Consider the following 19515-nt stretch of genomic DNA (forward strand, 5'->3'; position numbering starts at 1 on the left):
TATTTGAAAAGAGCGAAGTTAAGGTATGGGAATGCCGTAACTGCGGACATATTGTGGTAGGAACTAAGGCGCCTGAAGTATGTCCGGTATGTAATCATCCACAGAGCTATTTTGAAGTACATGAAAAGAATTATTAAGGAGATGAGATTATTATAAAGAAGAAAGTGATTAATTCAAAAAAAGCAGTAATGATAGGCTGTGGCTTTGTTGGTTCTGCATCGGTATTTGCTCTGATGCAGAGTGGCTTGTTTACAGAGATTGTCCTTATCGATGCAGATAAGAACAAGGCAGAAGGAGAAGCGATGGATATCAGTCATGGTATTCCATTTGCGAGTCCGATGAAAATATATGCCGGAGATTATGATGATGTGGCTGATGCTGCAATTGTTGTCATATCTGCCGGAGCGGGACAGAAACCGGGAGAGACAAGGCTTGATCTCGTAAATAAAAATGTAGCAATATTTAAGTCAATCATTCCTGAAATAGCAAAGAGAAATTTTGCAGGTATCATGCTTGTAGTTGCGAATCCGGTAGATATTCTGACTCAGGTAGCCATAAAGTTATCAGGACTTCCAGAAAACAGGGTTATTGGATCGGGTACTGTGTTAGATAGTGCCAGATTAAGATATAAGCTTGGTGAGCATTTATCTGTGGACAGCAGGAGTGTTCATGCATTTATAGTAGGTGAGCATGGAGACAGCGAAGTTGTAGCATGGTCATCAGCCAATGTATCTGGTGTTCCATTAAGTGAAATGTGTGAAATGCGTGGACATTACAAGCACAAGGAAGATACGGCAGAAATAGCTACAGCAGTCAAGAACAGTGCTTATGAGATTATAAACAAAAAGCACGCTACATATTATGGAATTGCAATGTCTGTAAAAAGAATCTGCGAAGTGATTATGAGAGATGAAAAATCAATACTTCCTGTATCACACATGATTCATGGAGTATATGATATTGACGAAGTATCGTTAAGTATGCCAGCTATTGTAGGTGCAGATGGTATTGAGTCGGATATACCTATTAATTTAAGTGGCGAGGAAGCGTTAAAGCTTAAGGAATCTGCAGATTCATTGAAAAAGATTATGGAGACAATTGAATTATAAATTTTACACAAGGAAGGAGAAAAAGGCATGGAAGTAAGGTACTGTATTTGTAAGCATTGTGGAAACATTGTTGAAAAGGTAAAGGATAAGGGTGTACCTGTAATTTGTTGCGGAGAACCTATGCAGGAATTAAAAGCCGGAGTGACAGATGCTGCTGTTGAGAAGCATGTACCTGTATATACGGTAGAAGGTAGTCATGTTCATGTCGTGGTCGGAGAGACAAAACATCCAATGCTTGAAGAACATTTCATTGAGTGGATTACATTAAATACAAACCAGGGAATATACAGAAAACAGTTAAATCCAGGTCAGGAGCCGGTAGCGGATTTTTGCCTCTGCGATGGTGAACAGGTAGAAGAAGTATATGCATATTGTAACCTGCATGGATTATGGAAATGCTAAAAGCATTTATACATATTAAGGCTACAGAACAACACAAATATAACAGTAATATAGGCTGTGTATTAATATATTTACAAGGAGGAACAACGAATGAAATACGTATGTGATGTTTGCGGATGGGAATACGATGAGGAGAAGGGCTATCCAGAAGGTGGTATTGCACCTGGTACAAAGTGGGAGGATATTCCAGAAGATTTTGAATGTCCGTTATGCTCTGTAGGAAAAGACCAGTTCTCAGAAGTATAAATGTATTATGATAGGATTATACCAATGAAAGAAGAACTAAGTATAGATATCATCGGACTTGCAGGAGCCTGTTCTTATGCTTTGGACTGTATAGAAGCAGAGTTGGTAAATATCAAAAACAAACATGGAAAAAGAGTGGCTTATATAAGTATATGCATGGCTGAATATTGGAAAATTTAAGGTGATGAATTACAAGATTTAGCCATGTGTGCTTTACTGCATGATAATGCTTTGACACAATATATTTCGGAAGAACTGAAAAAGGATTCCGTCATTAATTGTAAAAAAGATTTATCCGAGAAAAAAACAAATCTTCATTGTATTTATGGTGAAAAAATATTACTAAAATTCCATTGTTTGCAAGGATTATTCGATTCAGAGCAGGAAATATCCGGGCGAACAATGCGTGATGTGAGAAGCCGGATGAAGAATGAGTTGGAGTACCAAGTAAATGAAAAGCAGGAGAAATATCGTTCCGGTAATATAAAAAAGAAGGAAGAACAGTTGTATAAAAAATGGGGAAAGGCTTTAAAGCTGTTGTCGGCTGATCCGGGTTATCCGAGTCTTCAAACCCATGAAATAGAGCCATTATCCAGACGTTATGGAATGAAAATGTGGCAATCTTATCTGGAAAATAAAACCAGGGGCGCAATGAGAATGTACTGGGTTTATGGACCAGACCAGAAAGATATTACAATTATCGGACTGGAACCACATCCGGAAGATAAGAAAAATGGCGCATACGACCGAATTTCACTTTCGGATTTGTAGAATAAAACTGAATATGGAATTTAACACGAGCAGTTAGTCTATGAAAAATAGGTTAGTTGCTTTTTTCATGCAAAACGGGAGGTGCCGTGTATGGGATACGCACGTAAAGATGTAGAGAAAACAAAGAAACTAGCAAAAAAATTTGTACGCTATCAAAAAGGAGCAGAGCTTTATAGCATTGGACTGACGAAATTCCAGGAGTTGGTGAAAGAAGCTAAAGCAGTGTATAAGATTGACAAGGTTGCTCTTGTAAACTGTGAGATATTTGAAAAATATCTGGAGACATTTTGGATTGCGTAGGGAACAGAAAAAAATTGTGGAAGGACGAAAAATAGGGACTGGAAAAAGTATTGAACAGACCTGAATAATATGTAGTCCTTCCTTTATTTGCAGGCACCTGTTTATTTTGATTACGGATGCAATACATTCTTTGGAAAGCTCAGTTCTGCTAATTTTAATTTTACATGTTTAGATGTATGTGAAATACATATAGGCGATAATGTGATGATTGGTCCCAATGTTACATTGGCAACTCCTATGCATCCATTATTACCTGAAGAACGCAATATCCGAAAGAGAGAAGATGGCAGTTTTTATAATCTTGAATATGCGAAACCAATAACTATAAAAGATAATTGTTGGCTGGCATCTAATGTAGTTGTATGTGGTGGTGTTACCATAGGAGAAGGGTGTGTAATTGGTGCAGGAAGCGTTGTAACAAGAGATATTCGCAAACTACAAGATAAAGCTAAAACTTCATATACTCTAAGAACAAGGAGGCCCCGGTTTGACTATGAATAACAGTTTAGCAGAAGTACGCCCGGAACTTGTTCCTGAGCGGTCAGAGAAGAACTTACCGCTTAAACCTGATGAGATTACTTTCGGTTCAAATAAAAAAGTATGGTGGATCCGCACAAAACGTTTTGGTGGCACATGTATCAGAAAGCGCCGGAAAAACTCAACCCCGGAGAGGGTTAATTCTTTCCACTGTTCTTTATTACGGTAGCAGTTTTGAGGTTATGAGGTTGTTTGGTGTGGTAACTTAACAATACATCATAAATTAAAAACTGCTATTTTTATGAAAAAAGTAGAAATTTCACGTACTTAGGGCTAGCCGAAGCATTAGCATCTTGATACAATTAAACTGTGTTGATTTTGAAAAAGATTTATAAATTCTTGTTAAAATGACAAAAATGGAATTGTGACACCACTGAGGTCAAAATTCGGAAGGTGGAATAATCAGGAAGGAATAAAAAGTTAGAATGAATATAATGAAAAAAATATATAATGAATCAGACATTAGAAATGATTACAAAAAACTGACGAAGCTCTTGATTGAGCGGGGTATGACGATTACAACAATGGAATCTGCGACTTCAGGGCAGATTGCGTCACTGATTACGGATACCGAAGGCTCATCGGCAGTGTTAAAAGGAGCTTTTGTCACCTATTGCAACGAAGCAAAAATCATGCAGGGCGTTCCTGCCGAGATTCTGGAGAAGTATACGGTATATTCGAAAGAGACCGCAGAAGCAATGGCGAAGGCCTGCACAAAAGCGTATAAGGCCAATATCGGAATCGGTGTGACCGGAACAATGGGGAACGCAGACCCGGCGAATCTGGAAGCATCTGTTCCGGGGCAGGTATATTTTGCAATTGAACTTAATGGAGAGGTTATGTCTTATTATCTTGAATTGCAGCCACAGCCTACAAGACTTGCTTATAAGCTGGCGGTTGCAAAGGAAATTTATGATGCCTTGATGGAGAGATTATAGGATCGTGGGAGTATGCTTGCGAACAATCCGTGGGTATCATAGTAGGGAGCTCTTGATCCCTGACATTGGATATTAAAAAAGGAAGGACGTGTGAAAAAAACTCTAGTTTTTTCACACGTCCTTCCTTTTGCATGTCCTTTTTTAATATTATTTATTCTACTTCTTCCGGTTCCATGCTTCGAATATGTTCCTCAATTTTTATGAGTTCATATTTCTGACTATATTCTGCCAGATAGGTCTTATATTCTTTCGTGTCGGAAGGATATACTCTTGAGTTGTGAATGTGGATATCCACAGGCTCTTCGCTGTTCTTTGACAGTGCTACCATTGCGCTTGCGCAGTGGGCAGAGATACGTGTGAAGCTGTTCAGGATATCCGAATATACCGTCCCTTCTTCCAGACCACAGGCTCCGTTGCTCATGCGTTCAACGTGGCGAATCTTGAGTTCATCGCACAAAGTTGTAATGACCATTCCAAGTGGCGCAACTCTCTGAGAGAGTTCTTTATCATTTTCCAAAAACGCTTTGCAAGTTGTATTAATCTCCTCGCGGACAGCTTCCATAACAACATTCAGTTCATCCCATGCTTCTTCGGAAAATTGTGTTTTGTTCTGATTCATTTCATTAGACATGTGAGCAATACAGGAGGCATGATCACCAATCTGCTCAAAGTCATTAATCATATGTAAATACAAAGAAACCTGTCTTGTCTGAACAGAATTCATCGGATGCTTGGTAAGCTTGATCAGATAGTCGCCCAGACGAGATTCGTAGCGGTCGATCAAATCTTCTTTTCGTTGAACTTTGTCGAATTTAGCTAACTGAAAATCATTCAGCAGATTCATAGCACGATTGACATTTTTACGAAGTTTTCTTGCCATACCGCTCATAGCACGGTGACACTGTCCGAGTGCCAGTGCAGGGTAGTCAAGAAGACGCTCCTCAAGAAGATCAAAGTCTGCTTCATCTTCCAGTTCTTCCGCACTGTCTTTAACGAACCAGCATACAAGCTGCTCCAGTTTCGGGATAAATGGAAACAAAATACAGACTGTTACAAGACGGAAAACCGTATTTAAAAGTGCGATGGACACTGGTGTCATAATCGTATTCAGGAATGAAAAATGTACAAATGCATTGATGATATAGAATCCGATTGACCAAAGCAACATTCCAAAGGTATCATTCAACAAGTATACAAGAGCAGTTCTTTTACCATTTTTATTCGCTCCGATCGCGGAAATCAGAACCGGGCAGGAAGCTCCGACACCGATACCGAGGATAATCGGAAATGCACTGGAAAATGTAAGCAGTCCTGTTACAGATAAAGCCTGCAATACACCGACTGTTGCTGAAGCACTCTGCAGGATGGCGGTAAATACAATACCTACCAGGATACCAATGACTGGGTTTGAAAATGTTGTTAACAGATCCATAAATACTTTGCTTTCTCGAAGCGGTGCGACGGCTCCGCTCATGGTCTGCATACCGGTCATGAGGATCGCAAATCCAAGCATGATGTCCCCGATATTCCGGTGGACGGTTCTTTTGCTCGCCATTCTAAGAATAATACCGATAACTGCTACAACCGCAGCGATTGTGGCAGATGACAGGATACTTGCAATTCCGTTAGATCCTTCTATATAAGAAAGACATAAGATCCAACCGGTAATACTGGTTCCGATGTTGGCTCCCATGATGATACCGATGGCCTGGCGAAGCTTCATCATACCAGAGTTAACAAAACCGATAACCATGACAGTCGTTGCTCCGGAAGACTGGATAACGCTTGTAACGGCTGTACCAAGTGCGACTCCCTTCAGTGGCGTATTGGTCATTTTGTAGAGAAATGCTTCCAGTTTATTACCGGCAACCAGTTTGAGTCCATCCCCCATCAAAGACATACCGAACAGGAATAAAGCAACTCCGCTTAACAATGACAATACCATAGAAAATATTCCCATAATTTCTCCTTTGTCGTCAGTTATTTACATACACTTAACTTTCTTTTTAAATTTTTTTAACACTACCTTTCTATTATGTCACGTTAAAACCAGAATTACAATTTAATCTTACTGAAAGAATAAAAAAATGTAAGATTATACAAAAAAATACCTGCTCACAGGGAACAGGTATGACAAAATCATGAGATATTTTACTTGAAAACAGGTTGCTTTACTATAGCAATGTTGATATATTTTTAACGCGTCAGAATCTTTACAGATGTATCTTCATATCCTTGCGCCAATGAAAATTTATCCTTTAATCCGTCTGTGATGTAAACAGTTCCATCGGTTGCTACGAACACGGCTTCGAAATCATCACTTTTCGCCCAGAGGTCATACGCTTTATCCAGACCCATGACAAATAGTGAAGTGGAGAGGGCATCGCAAATTCCTCCTTTGTCCCCAACGACTGTGACGGACAGAAGCCCGCTCTTGGCAGGATGTCCGGTAGCAGGATCCATAATATGCCAGTAAGTATGCCCGTCCTGTTCAAAATAACGCTCGTAACCGCCGGAGGTCACAACGGCCTGGTCGGTGACGGACAGTCCCATCATGGCAGTGTCTGGATTTTTCGGGTCCTTGATGCCGATGATCCAGGCTGATCCGTCCGGCTTAGAACCGATCGTCTGTACATTTCCGCCAAGGTTCAGAAGCGCGGAAGTGACACCTTTGTCGCGCAATGTCCGGGCTGCAAGTTCACCTGCATAGCCCTTGGCAATACTGCCAAGATCAATGGTCATACCTTCCGAAATTGTGACATTTCCAGATGCTTCGTCATATTGGATCTGTGTGTAATCTACTTTAGTCAGAAGCGTCTGAATTGTCTCCTCGTCAGGAACCTGATAGCTTCCGGTTGTAAATCCCCATGCTTTTACGATTGGGTAGATGGAAATATCCAGAGCACCGTTGGTACGCCGGCACATTTCAAGAGCATTTTTCATCAGAGTGTCAGCTTCACCGCTTAGAATTCCGGAACCATTTTCATTGATTTTATAAATCTCACTGTCAGAATCTGTGACAGACACTTTCTTTTCCAGATCTGTGATAACATTCTGCGCGTCCTGTAAAAGACTTTTATCACCGTAAATACGAAAATCCATAGTCGTATCCATGGCGAAAAATGTATCTGAAACCGGCTCAGATGTTGATTCCTGAGCCTGCTTGGAACATCCACATATTAATATTGTAAGCATAAGTAACACGGGTATGCACTTTTTCATGTCACGCCTCCTTAGAGTAAAATAAAACGAAATAATATTGTTGCAATGTAAATTATAAAATAAACAAAGAAATATATATGTTTAATTAAGAATAATTATCAATAAATAAATATAAAATTGACAGTTATGGGAATTATTGGTAGCATTTTGTATTGTAGTTAGAATCTACTAACAAAGCTTTGATTAATATAGCATGAAAGGAGGATTACGGCAATATATTTTGTGTGATTAAAACGAAAAAAATTATCAACAAAATTCAGAAAATAATGAAGGAGAGACAAATGAAAAAGAATTGGAAAAGAATTGCATCACTGTTTCTGTCAGTGTTACTTTTACTGTCCATGACAGTTACTCCTGTAATGGCAGCAGAGGGGAAAGCAGCACCGACGGAAGTAAAATCATGTACGGTAACTGGCTTTATGCCAGAGTATATGGCTTTGGAATTTGAAGATACAGACTGGATGAATAAGATCAGCAGCGTCACAGTAAATGAGATAGATTATACAAAAGGTACGCTTGGCTGGGGAAGCAGTGGAAATCTATGGGAAGTAGGAAGTGCTATGGGAGTATATGGAAGCTATACCGCGTTAAAACTTACCAACCCTTCTTATCCAGCGACCATAAAAATAACAGCAGAGGGGTATCAAGACTTAAACTTAGAAGTGACGAAAGATACTTCAACATATCCGTATGTGTACACAGCAACTGTAAAGAAAGATACAACTGGCGGAAATACAGAGGCTACATACACAGCGATGGCAAAGAAAGCTTCTAACGGTACAGTAGCACTGGATAAAGATAAAGACCTGAAAGCAGGAGATACAGTGACTGTAACAGCAAAACCGGCTGAAAACTACGAGATTGATGCAGTGACAGTAACAACTGAGAACAATAAAAATGTTGACGTGACCGGTTCTGGAGAAACTTATACATTTACAATGCCGGCAGAAAATGTCACAGTATCCGCGACATTTAAGGAGAAAGCACCGGTACAGAATGGTGTAATTGAATTAAGCCAGGTCAGCATTGGAACAGATTACCTTGGGAATAACTGGGAACTTGAATTCAAAAATGCAGATGGTTATGTAGGGAAAATTACAGATGTGAAGGTAAATACTACAGCATGGGAAGAGAAGTCCTATAGCTTGTTAGCAGGTGGAGCATACAAAAAAGATACAGATAACAATAAACTTATCTTTGCAACAAAAGACTTTGTCGCTAATCCTGAAATTCCAGCATTGAAGAGCGGAGATGTAGTTGCAATTTCTGCAAATGGATATGATGATCTGACATTTAAGCTTGTCATTGATACAAATGGAAACGCTTCTCTTGTAGAAGATGATGGTAAGGGAGATCCATACGAGCTTCATGTAAAAATCGAAGGAGAATTTGAGGCGGCAATCGTAGGACAGAAAGATTACGATGGAGTGTCCAGTGCCAGCGTCGGCGGTTCCTCAAGTAATAAGAACAGTGCAGTGAAAGTATACGGCGCACTGGTAGAAAAAGGAAAAGACGTTGCTGACAAGGATTGGGAAGAGCTGGATAATATGGCTAAGATTAAATTGAATGGAAGCAAATGCAGTGTTAGCATCGTTCCGGACACAGAAAAAGGAACATCTGCAGACAGTGACAGCGGTATGCAGGGCGTATATATGACGATCAGCAGTGATCTGACACTTAGCGGTACGCCAAAAGATCCTGGAAGTTATCTGGTTTCCGTGTCTATTGAGGATCAGCAGGGACGCAGCGCAGTCAGCAACACACTGCCATTCAGAATTTACAGTGGCGAGGAAACGCTTGCAGACCAGATGAAGAAAGAGAATTTTAAAGATTATGGAAATGGACTCTATGCATGGGATATTATGGAACCATGGGCAATCAGTAAATTTGGAAGTAATGTAAACGGTGAGGAAGAGAGCGTCCGTGTGCCAGCGTATTTGGAGGCATGGTTCGGTTCCCACGAGAGCGGAACTTACGGATATCTGGGGTATGACATTCCGTGGAAGCAGGTCGTAGCTGGAAATATTCCTCAGACACTTTATATTCCGAGTGGATGTAATCTGACACTGACAAATATGGAAGTACTCAGCAGTGTACATATTATTGTAGAAAATGGTGGTAAACTGACGCTTTCTGATTCTGTTGTACAGGGAATTATCGATGTACAGAGCGGAGGAACATTTTCTATGAACTATGATTCTTTCAACAACGAATTTACAACAGGAGCGTCTCTGTGTGGACAACTTCGTCTTGCAGACGGTGCTGCCTTGGAAAATGCAGCAATTTACTCTCACGCAAATTATCTTGCAAACGGAGATCTGACAGACCGTACAACTTCTGAGCCGGTTGCAGTGGCAAATGGAAATGTAACCGTAAAGGGTACGGTAGCTATATTAGGTGATGATGGCGGAAGCGATATCGGACAGACAGCACTCCGTGTAAATGGAACATTAACTCTGGCAGATAAGGACACAACACTTGTAGCTTACGGCGGAAGCGGAAAGACTCTGCTTTATACAGACGGTGGAACAGCCATTGACATTACAGAAGGCAGCCAGATTACAGGAGATGGAAAGTTAGTTGCAATCGGTGGAGATGTTCTCTGGGGAAATGGTGGAAATGCTGTATCCGGAAAAGGAACAATTGCAACGAAAAAAGTATTCCTTCAGGGAGCAACCGCTAATACATCTAACAAAGCAGAGGCTGGAAAAGCAATTGATGGAGATGTAAAAGTTATCAGTTCCAGTACTCATATTGAAGACGGAACAATGATCAGCGGTGCTGAGAATGATCCGTTAGCCGATTTGTACTGGAAAGCTGGAATTAATACACTGCCTCCATTAGAGAAATTTACAACAACAGATAACGGAAATAATGGTTCCGATAATGGCGATAATGGGGATAACGGAAATAATGGAAATAACGGTTCCAGCAACGGAAACAACGGATCTGATAATGGAAACAATGGTTCCAGCAACGGAAACAACGGATCTGATAATGGAAACAATGGTTCCAATAACGGAAACAATGGAAAGGCTGCAACAGCAACCCAAACTGCAGTAAATGTGAATACAGTTAAGACAGGAGATACAAACAATGTATTACTCTGGGCTGCACTCTTTGTAGTTTCCTGTGCAGGAATGGCAGGTATTACAGTAGTTGCTAAGAAAAGAAAATAGTATACAGCAGATGTAAATTTGCTAATATAAAAATGCGACCGGCATGAATGTCGGTCGCAAAAATATTCTATACTAGAAGTCCTTCCTGATTTGCTAATGAGAAAGCAGTGCTTGCATAGCCTAAAATATTAGTCGGTGATTTTTGATTCTCTGTAAGTATGTATCAACAGTGGTAATTCTGCCACCAGCATCCCAATCCAGCCTGCCAGGTAGGAGAATGGCAGTGCTTCAATTCCAAATCCCCATACAAGAACGAGCGGTGCGGCAACAAGAACCCGAAGCCCCATATTGACAAAACTGCTGATCAGGGTAATCTTCAAATCACCGATTCCACGGAAGAATCCCTGAAGTCCATTGGTGATAGCCGGCAAGATATATATTATGGAAATCAGGTGCAGATAAGTAACACCGTGCCCGATAACTTCCTCATCTTTCACAAAGAGCATCATCAGATGTCTTGCAAAAACAAAACAGACAATAAAAATGAGGATGCCGTAAATGGTCTCCAGTACCAGTCCACATCGGAAGCCTTCACGCATCCGGTCATTTCTTTTCGCCCCCTTATTCTGCGCCATAAGTGCTGTCATGGCGTGGGCTATATTCTGCTCCGGGGTATAGGCAAAGTCATCAATCCGGTTGACTGCGGTAAATGCAGCGGCAACAGACACACCCATAGTATTAACAATTGCCTGAACACCGATTTTTCCGAGCTGTACAGTTGCCTGTTGCATTGCAGATGCCCAGCCGTATGCAATTGTACGCTTTAACAGGGAACGGTCGAAAATGAGCCATTTCTTTCCTAATTGAAGGAGCGGTACTTTTTTCTGCACATAGATAATACAGAAAATACAACACAGTGCCTCACTGATAACAGTGGAAACAGCGCAGCCATTACTTCCTGCTTTCAGTACAATGATAAAAAACAAATCTCCGAAAACATTAAGAATCGCACTTATGATCAAAAAATACAGTGGTGAATTACTGTCTCCGAGGGCTCTTAATGTACTGGAGAAAAAATTATATAAAAATGTAAACATAAGTCCTACAAATATGATGCGAAGGTAAGAAGTCGTCATATCCAAAATAGATGCGTCTACCTGTAGCAATCTGAGAAGTGATTTCGCAATTCCAATACTGAGAATGGTTAGAATTACAGAAAATACAGATCCTGAAATCATAGTCGTACTGATCTGGCGAGAGAGAGTGTCGTAATCTTTCGCCCCGTAATACGTGCCGATCAGAATACTCGCGCCCATGCACAGACCATTCAGAAACAGAATGACCAATGTCGTGACCGGATTGCAGATACCGACCGCAGCCAGTGCCTCTTTTCCGATAAAATGTCCCACAATAATGCTGTCTACGGCGTTGTAAGTAAGCTGGAACAGATTTCCCAGTACAAGTGGAATTGTAAATCTAATAAGCATGGGCATAATCTTACCCTTCGTCATATCCTGTGTCATAATATCGCTCCCTGGTGTAAAACTAAACAGCGCAGGATATCCGCTCATATAAATGAAACGGTTTTCCTGCGCTTTTGATGATATTACTTCCATGTCCATTCGTCAATTGAAATCTTTACCTGGGATGAATTCCATTTATTAATCATTGATCATAATCCGAATGATTTCTTCATTTGTCTCTTTCATACCGTCTTTTCCGAGACGTCCCACATTATCAATGGTTCCCTCGATTCCTTTTGTGATGATGCCATCACCGGCGTAGAACTGCTGCCCCTGCAGGTACATATTGTAACCAAGTATTCCGGCATCTACAGAAGCTGCGATTTTGGCTGCACAGGAAGCTTTTGCTCCGTCGCAGACCATACCGGATACGATCGCGAGTGCGTTGACAACAGTATGGATCACTTCTTCATATCCACCGCCGCATAAGTATGCGATCCCGGCTCCAGCAGCGGCTCCGGCGCTGACAGCTCCGCAGTAAGCAGAGAGGCGCCCGATTCCGGTTTTCTGGTGGATTGCGATCAGATTGGAAAGTGCCAGTGCGCGGTAAGTCTTATCTTCGTTAGTGTGTAGCTCTTTTGCATATTCCAGAACAGGGAGAGAACAGGTCATTCCCTGATTTCCACTTCCGGAGTTGATAACGACCGGAAGCTCACAGCCATTCATTCGCGCATCAGATCCGGCAGCAGCGCGAGCTTTTGCGCGTGTGCGGACGTCGTTGCCGTAAGTATTAAGAAGTACAGTTCCAATATTTGCACCGTAATTTCCGGCGAGTCCTTCATCGGCGATTGCGCTGTTATACTCAATCTGACGGGACAGGACTTCACGGATATCATCGATGTCAGCCATATTAATAAAATCCCAGATAGACTTTACATCCAAAAGAGTACGGTCAGTCAGTCCTTCTTCGCTTGCACCTTCAACTGGTACATAGTGAAGGATTTTTCCATTTTTTTCAATTCTTACAATGTTTGTATGATAGTTGGCAATACGGACTTTAGCAGAATCCTTTCCGGCAAATACTTCAACGATGATGTCGAAGATACAGCCGTTATCAATATGCTCGACGGTAATCTCAGTTTCTTCGAGATACTTTGCCATTTCTTTTGTCTGTGCTTCTGTTACATCAGAGATAACTTCCAGTTCTTTAGAAGCATCTCCGGCAATGATTCCGGCTGTAGCAGCGGCCGGGATCCCTTTTAAATGATTCGTGTTCGGAACGATTACACTTTTTACATTTTTAATAATGCTTCCGCTTGCTCCGATATGTACGCGCTCCGGTATGCAGCCCAGCACTTCACGGGCTTTGGCAGCAGCGTAAGCCAGAGCAATTGGCTCGGTACACCCCATAGCCGGTATTAATTCTTCTTTTAATATCTGGATATATGCCTGATATTTAATATCTTCTTTTGTCATGAAAACCTCCAAATGCCAGTTTTCTCCTGGCAATAATAAAAAAATGTGTTATTTTATTGAACCATATTTTCGGAGAAAATGCACCTGTTATTTAAAAATTTGATGAAATTAAATGTTGTAAGAAATACTGATGATATTATAACATATTTTTCTGCATATTCCTGCAATCCATATCGCAGCAATGGTGGTAATGGTAGATTAGAGATAATTTGAGATAATTATAGGGTGTGAGAGGAGAGATTTATGAGCTACATAGCAGACTGGCTTACGGCAACCGGACATAATTATTTCAAATTGAAGCAGAAGTGTTGAGTGATGGCAAGAACCGGAAAGTAAAAATTATGCTTCGTTATGAGTGGATTTACAGAAAGCTTAAAAAAAATAGATAAAAATGTATTTAAGTTTTAGTATATCCATGTATTGACATGAGGTTATAATATTTATAAAATACAGACAGAAAGGGAGCGTGAAAAAAATGAAAATCGCATTATTAGAACCAATTGGAGTATCAAAAGAAGTTATTGATGAGTTATCAGCACCGATTACAGAAAAGGGACATGAATTCGTATATTATGATACCAAAACAACAGATCCGGCAGAACTTGCCAAGAGAAGTGAAGGCTGCGACATTGTTATGATCGCTAACAATCCGTATCCGACAGAGGTTGTAGAGAAAGCGGACGCACTGAAGATGTTATCTGTAGCATTTACAGGAATTGACCACATCGGAACAGACAAGTGTAAAGAGAAAAATATTATGATCTGTAATGCAGCAGGGTACTCAAACCAGACAGTTGCCGAGCTTATCATTGGTATGGCGATTGACGCATTAAGACATGTAGTAAAAGCTGACGGACTTGTAAGAAATGGTGGAACAAGTGCAGGCCTTGGCGGAAAAGAAATCTGCGGAAGAACGGTCGGAATTATCGGACTTGGACAGATCGGACTCATGGCAGCAAAATTATTCCAGGCATTTGGCGCTAAAGTTATCGCTTACAACAGAAGTGAGTCTGAGGAAGCAAAAGCACTTGGAATCGAGTATAAATCATTAGAGGAAGTATTATCAACAAGTGATATCGTATCACTGAACCTTCCACTGAATGCAGAGACGAGAGGATTCCTGTCAGCAGATAAGATTGCACTTATGAATGAGAACACAATCTTCATCAACTGTGCAAGAGGACCGATCGTAGACAACGAGGCACTTGCGAAAGCGCTGAATGATGGCAAGCTTGGATATGCATGCGTTGACGTATTTGATATGGAGCCGCCAATCCCGGCAGATTATCCATTGCTTCAGGCTAAGAATACATTATTGACACCTCATCAGGCATTTATCTCCGAGGAGTCTATGGTAAGAAGAGCAAAGATTGTATTCGATAACGTGACCGCTTATCTTGACGGCAAGCCGGTCAACGTATGTAAGTTGTAAGAATAAAAAAGACAAAAAAGACATAAAAATAGAGAATGATATAGTACTTTGATAATTTCACATATTTACAAAGTTCTAAGTATGAAAGGCAGTTTCGTAAAAGTCAGCCAAATAGAGCAGACTTACCGAAACTGCCTTTTGTTGCCAAGCATACGACAAAAAGGTCCGGTGGACCTTTTTTAGTTTGAAATCTGTACTAAAAGTTGGAAAATTCAGTTTATATGCCACGAAAAGATGTAAACGCTTACACAAATAAAAATTAAAACTTCTAAAACTATAAAGGAAAATGAAAACAGCCAAGAACTTGTGAATATTGTACAAAAACAGATACAATAACTGGTCAGCGGAGGAACTTCCGTAGCAGCGCTTTTCATGGCTGGTTACATTCCGGGAATCCTCTGGGGACTTGCTTGTATGCTAGTAGTATATGTGATTGCCAAGAAAAAAGGCTACCGTGCAAAAAAACGTTTTACAGCATCTGAAGCTGGAAAAATCATCCTTCAGGCTCTGCCTTGTCTGCTTCTGATTGTAATCGTAATCGGTGGAATCATCTTTGGTATCTTCACTGCAACAGAAGGTTCCGTAGTGGCCGTAGTATACAGCCTGCTTCTGTCATTGTTTGTATACAAATCAATCAAGATCAAAGAACTGCCAAAGATTCTTCTGGACAGTGCTGAAATGACAGGTATCATCATTTTCCTGATCGGTGTATCCAGCATCATGTCATGGGTTATGGCATTTACCAATATTCCGGAACTGGTATCTACAGCACTGCTTTCCGTAAGCAGCAACAAGTTTGTTATCCTGTTCCTGATCAATATTATCCTTCTGATCGTCGGAACATTTATGGATATGACACCGGCCTGCCTGATCTTCACACCAATCTTCCTGCCGGTATGTACTGCACTTGGAATGACAACAATCCATTTCGGTATCATGATGATCTTCAACCTGTGTATCGGAACAATCACACCACCGGTTGGAACAACACTGTTTGTTGGTGTTAAAGTCGGTAAAGTACAGATTGAGACAGTATTCAGACAGTTGCTCGTATACTTTGCGGCAATCTTTATAGTACTGATGCTCGTAACATATATCCCGAACTTAAGCCTGTGGCTGCCGAAATTGATGGGATACATCTAGGATAAAATTTAATATAAGTTGCACAACTAAAAGCACGCAGATATGAATGATTTTCTATGACTGCTACGCCGCATATTATTGATTTTCTACGCAAACTCGCCTAAAGGACAGGCTCGGACAAAGCTGCGAAAATCAAGCTATGCTCGCAGTCATGACGAAAATCGCACAATTATCTGTGTGCTTTTTAGTTGTGCGTAAATATTGAATTTTATGAGGGGATGTGGCGTGGGGTGTGATGCATGTGATTCGCTTATGAAATTGTTAATGCGTTGAATAAACAGCGAAATATGTAATCTTAGTATATGAAGGTGAATTGTATGTATTTGAGAGGGAAAATAGATGATTATTTGAAGAATGGAAAAATAGTGAGGTAAGCCTTTGATTATCAAAGGTGCAAGTCAGATTGGGAAGAATCAAAAGTGAAAATTACCCGGATAGTTTGCTAAAAACTATGTCCCTAAATGAGCGTCTCTAATTGATGTCATAACAGAAATATGGTATATTTAACTTATCTGATGCCGTAGGCATCTTACATATGAAAAGAAGCAAAAAAGAATATGAGTCAGGAGTGATAGAATATGTATCAGGATGATTACAAACGTTGGATGGAGGCAGATTTGGAGGATGCGGATCTGAAGCCGGAACTGGCGAGAATCGAAGAAAATGACGAGGAGATCAAGGAGCGTTTTGCAGTTGCGCTTAAGTTTGGAACTGCAGGACTTCGAGGTGTTCTTGGAGCAGGTACGAACCGGATGAATATCTATGTTGTACGTCAGGCTACGCAAGGGCTGGCAAACTGGGTAAAGACACAGGGTGGAACGCAGACAGTAGCAATCAGCTATGACAGCCGTATTAAAAGTGATGTATTTGCGAAGAATGCGGCAAGTGTACTGGCAGCGAATGGAATCAAGGTTCGGATCTATGATGCATTGATGCCTGTACCGGCTCTTTCATTTGCAACACGTTATTATAATTGTAATGCAGGTGTTATGGTAACAGCATCTCATAATCCAGCGAAATATAATGGATATAAAGCATATGGTCCGGATGGATGTCAGATGACAGATGATGCGGCAGCAATTGTTTATGAAGAGATTCAGAAAACGGATGTTCTGACTGGTGCAAAATACATGCCATTTGCACAGGGCGTTGAAGAGGGGCTGATTCATTTTGTGGGCGATGATTGTAAGAGAGCTCTTTATGATGCAATCGAGGACAGACAGGTTCGCCCAGGACTTTGCAAGACAGCAGGATTGAAGCTTGTATATAGTCCGCTCAATGGTTCAGGACTTGTTCCTGTCACACAGGTATTGAAAGACATTGGAATTACAGACATCACAATCGTTCCTGAGCAGGAGTATCCAAATGGATATTTCACAACATGTAGTTATCCGAACCCGGAGATTTTCGAGGCACTTGAGAAGGGACTGAACCTTGCAAAGGAGACTGGCGCAGACTTGATGCTTGCAACTGACCCGGATGCAGACCGTGTTGGTATTGCAATGAAGTGTCCGGATGGTTCTTACGAACTCGTCAGTGGAAATGAAGTCGGAGTTCTGCTCCTTGACTACATTTGTGCAGGACGTATAGAGAAAGGTACGATGCCAACGAATCCGGTAGCAGTGAAATCTATCGTATCAACACCACTTGCAGATGCAGTTGCAGAGCATTATGGAGTAGAGCTTCGAAGTGTACTGACAGGATTTAAATGGATTGGAGATCAGATTGCAGGTCTTGAGGCAGCAGGCGAAGTTGACCGTTTCATTTTTGGATTTGAGGAGAGCTATGGATATCTGGCTGGTCCATATGTACGTGATAAAGATGCTATTATCGGATCTATGTTGATTTGTGAGATGGCTGCTTATTATAGAAGCATCGGAAGTTCTCTGAAGCAGAGAATGGAAGAAATTTATTCCGAGTATGGACGCTATTTGAATAAGATCGACAGCTTTGAGTTCCCGGGACTTAGTGGTATGGATCGGATGTCTGAGATCATGCAAGGATTAAGAGACAAGCCACTTGAGGAGATTGCTGGATATAAAGTTGTGAAGGTTACGGATTATAAGAAACCAGAAGAGACAGGTCTTCCGGCTGCAAATGTACTTATTTATAAGCTAGAGAACAACGAGACAGTTATCGTGCGGCCTTCCGGAACGGAGCCGAAGATTAAGATTTATTACACAACGCTTGGTAAGGATCTTGCAGAGGCGCAGGCTGAAAAAGATAAATTATCTGAGGCGTTAAAGCCAATTATGAAATAGAATATCCTTGATTATGACCGTACAGAAACTATTGAGAAAAATAATGGCTGTGCGGTTAAGATATAAAAGGAGGTATGTCACTATGTTGCACGAAATATCATTTGCGTCATATAACGGGCGCGATCAGGTTCAAGGCTGGATTTATGTTCCGGCTTGTAAGCCAAAAGGAATTGTTCAGGTGATTCACGGATTTGGTGAACATTCCAGACGATATCTGCACATGATATCTGCATTTTTAGATGCAGGGTATATTGTGGCAGCAGATGATCATGTCGGTCATGGAAAGACAGCTATGGTCAATGATGTATGGGGTGACTGGGGAGATAAAGGTCCGCATACCATGATGGAAGATGAGCATACATTAAAAGCAATTGTGTGCGAAAAATATCCGGACTTGCCATATTTTTTATTTGGCCACAGCATGGGATCCTTTATAACAAGAGATTTCATTGCAAAATATGGAGATGAACTGACAGGAGCTACTATTTGCGGTACAACCGGAATCTTCCGCGGAGCAAAAGAAGTGGGAGAAAAGCTGAAAGAAGTAATTGATGCCGGACACGGCGAGGAATCTAATCCAGAATTTGCAGGGGAACTGATGGGCTGGATGTGCGAGCGGTGCGGCGAGATCAGTATCGGAAATGAATGGATCTGCGCAGATCCTTATGTACAACGCGACCATGCAGAAGACCCATTTGACGCATTTACAAGACCAACCAGTAACCGTTCAATCTATGATTTTATACAAATGATGGAACAGATTGAAGGAACCAAGTGGGCAGATAAAGTTCCAATTGACCTGCCAATTTACAACATCGCAGGAGACCAGGATCCAGTCGGCGAATACGGAGTAGGCGTCTACCAGGTAAGTAACTGGTTGATACAGACCGGCCATACAGTAACAACAAAACTATATTCCGGATATCGTCACGAAATCCATAATTACGCAGAGATAAAAAATGAAGTCGAAGCAGGAATTATCGCATTCATGGATGGAATGTTAAGTTAAAAATGAATGGGGTGGGGACGTAGTAAAATGTTAAAATGCTACGTCCCAATTGTATTTTGCGGCGTCCTTTTTGAGAATCAGGGTGTC

The 19515-nt window shown here is 41.0% G+C and carries 16 protein-coding genes and 4 pseudogenes; 15 read left to right on the forward strand and 5 right to left on the reverse strand.

All coding sequences use genetic code 11. The features are described 5' to 3' along the window. From LI149_RS02370 to LI149_RS15415, 9 genes and pseudogenes are all read left to right on the forward strand, one after another. Positions 1-137 (forward strand): rubredoxin-like domain-containing protein (locus tag LI149_RS02370; protein ID WP_369123557.1); only part of this gene is annotated, 137 nt, incomplete at its 5' end. Between the two features lie 27 nt (positions 138-164). Then, positions 165-1109 (forward strand): L-lactate dehydrogenase, encoded by a 945-nt coding sequence (locus tag LI149_RS02375; protein ID WP_005339395.1) that lies wholly within the window; start codon positions 165-167, stop codon positions 1107-1109. Between the two features lie 27 nt (positions 1110-1136). Continuing rightward, positions 1137-1511 (forward strand): desulfoferrodoxin family protein, encoded by a 375-nt coding sequence (locus LI149_RS02380; RefSeq protein ID WP_040015226.1) that lies wholly within the window; start codon positions 1137-1139, stop codon positions 1509-1511. Between the two features lie 90 nt (positions 1512-1601). Then, positions 1602-1757 carry a rubredoxin gene (locus tag LI149_RS02385; RefSeq protein ID WP_005339397.1) on the forward strand — a complete coding sequence of 52 codons (156 nt, stop codon included), beginning with the start codon at positions 1602-1604 and terminating at the stop codon, positions 1755-1757. Between the two features lie 24 nt (positions 1758-1781). Continuing rightward, on the forward strand, positions 1782-1937 hold the full coding sequence (locus LI149_RS02390; protein ID WP_227086063.1) for a hypothetical protein: 156 nt from the start codon (positions 1782-1784) through the stop codon (positions 1935-1937). Between the two features lie 222 nt (positions 1938-2159). Further along, complete coding sequence (locus LI149_RS02395; protein WP_154104397.1) at positions 2160-2528, forward strand: hypothetical protein; 369 nt, start codon at positions 2160-2162, stop codon at positions 2526-2528. 90 nt (positions 2529-2618) lie between these two features. Beyond that, positions 2619-2828, forward strand: coding sequence for a DUF6462 family protein (locus LI149_RS02400; RefSeq protein WP_005339401.1), 210 nt, complete (start codon positions 2619-2621; stop codon positions 2826-2828). An 84-nt stretch (positions 2829-2912) separates the two neighbouring features. Next, positions 2913-3254 (forward strand): annotated as a pseudogene (locus LI149_RS02405) (sugar O-acetyltransferase); the annotation flags it as partial. 67 nt (positions 3255-3321) lie between these two features. Beyond that, positions 3322-3396 (forward strand): annotated as a pseudogene (locus LI149_RS15415) (hypothetical protein); the annotation flags it as partial. 32 nt (positions 3397-3428) lie between these two features. Here the strand turns inward: LI149_RS15415 and LI149_RS15680 are convergent. After that, positions 3429-3533, reverse strand: a pseudogene (locus LI149_RS15680) (transposase); the annotation flags it as partial. A gap of 266 nt (positions 3534-3799) precedes the next feature. On the opposite strand from LI149_RS15680, the gene LI149_RS02420 reads away from it, so the two are divergent. Then, positions 3800-4303 carry a CinA family protein gene (locus LI149_RS02420; RefSeq protein WP_227078279.1) on the forward strand — a complete coding sequence of 168 codons (504 nt, stop codon included), beginning with the start codon at positions 3800-3802 and terminating at the stop codon, positions 4301-4303. A 151-nt stretch (positions 4304-4454) separates the two neighbouring features. On the opposite strand, the gene LI149_RS02425 is transcribed toward LI149_RS02420, so the two are convergent. Further along, positions 4455-6263, reverse strand: a complete 1809-nt coding sequence (locus LI149_RS02425; RefSeq protein ID WP_005339407.1) for a Na/Pi cotransporter family protein — start codon at positions 6261-6263, stop codon at positions 4455-4457. Between the two features lie 236 nt (positions 6264-6499). Beyond that, on the reverse strand, positions 6500-7525 hold the full coding sequence (locus LI149_RS02430; protein WP_117613620.1) for an FAD:protein FMN transferase: 1026 nt from the start codon (positions 7523-7525) through the stop codon (positions 6500-6502). A 281-nt stretch (positions 7526-7806) separates the two neighbouring features. On the opposite strand from LI149_RS02430, the gene LI149_RS02435 reads away from it, so the two are divergent. Further along, positions 7807-10704, forward strand: a complete 2898-nt coding sequence (locus LI149_RS02435; protein WP_227142929.1) for a hypothetical protein — start codon at positions 7807-7809, stop codon at positions 10702-10704. A gap of 128 nt (positions 10705-10832) precedes the next feature. Here the strand turns inward: LI149_RS02435 and LI149_RS02440 are convergent, their stop codons facing one another. Both LI149_RS02440 and LI149_RS02445 read right to left on the reverse strand, forming a co-directional pair. After that, positions 10833-12167 carry an MATE family efflux transporter gene (locus LI149_RS02440; protein WP_227142974.1) on the reverse strand — a complete coding sequence of 445 codons (1335 nt, stop codon included), beginning with the start codon at positions 12165-12167 and terminating at the stop codon, positions 10833-10835. 138 nt (positions 12168-12305) lie between these two features. Beyond that, entirely contained in the window at positions 12306-13583 is a 1278-nt protein-coding gene (locus tag LI149_RS02445; RefSeq protein WP_005339415.1) for a serine dehydratase subunit alpha family protein, read from the reverse strand. 475 nt (positions 13584-14058) lie between these two features. On the opposite strand from LI149_RS02445, the gene LI149_RS02450 reads away from it, so the two are divergent. From LI149_RS02450 to LI149_RS02465, 4 genes and pseudogenes are all read left to right on the forward strand, one after another. Then, a complete protein-coding gene (locus LI149_RS02450) occupies positions 14059-15015 on the forward strand; it encodes a 2-hydroxyacid dehydrogenase (protein WP_005330881.1) in 957 nt (318 codons plus the stop codon). A gap of 336 nt (positions 15016-15351) precedes the next feature. Next, a pseudogene (locus tag LI149_RS02455) lies at positions 15352-16158 on the forward strand (TRAP transporter large permease); the annotation flags it as partial. A 578-nt stretch (positions 16159-16736) separates the two neighbouring features. Next, entirely contained in the window at positions 16737-18419 is a 1683-nt protein-coding gene (locus tag LI149_RS02460; RefSeq protein ID WP_227142930.1) for a phospho-sugar mutase, read from the forward strand. Positions 18420-18501: 82 nt separating this feature from the next. Continuing rightward, positions 18502-19428, forward strand: a complete 927-nt coding sequence (locus tag LI149_RS02465) for an alpha/beta fold hydrolase (RefSeq protein WP_227142931.1) — start codon at positions 18502-18504, stop codon at positions 19426-19428. The last annotated feature ends 87 nt before the right edge of the window (positions 19429-19515 follow it).

The sequence above is a fragment of the Dorea sp. 210702-DFI.3.17 genome (assembly GCF_020560825.1).
In the GTDB taxonomy this organism is placed as follows: Bacteria; Bacillota; Clostridia; order Lachnospirales; family Lachnospiraceae; genus Dorea; species Dorea formicigenerans.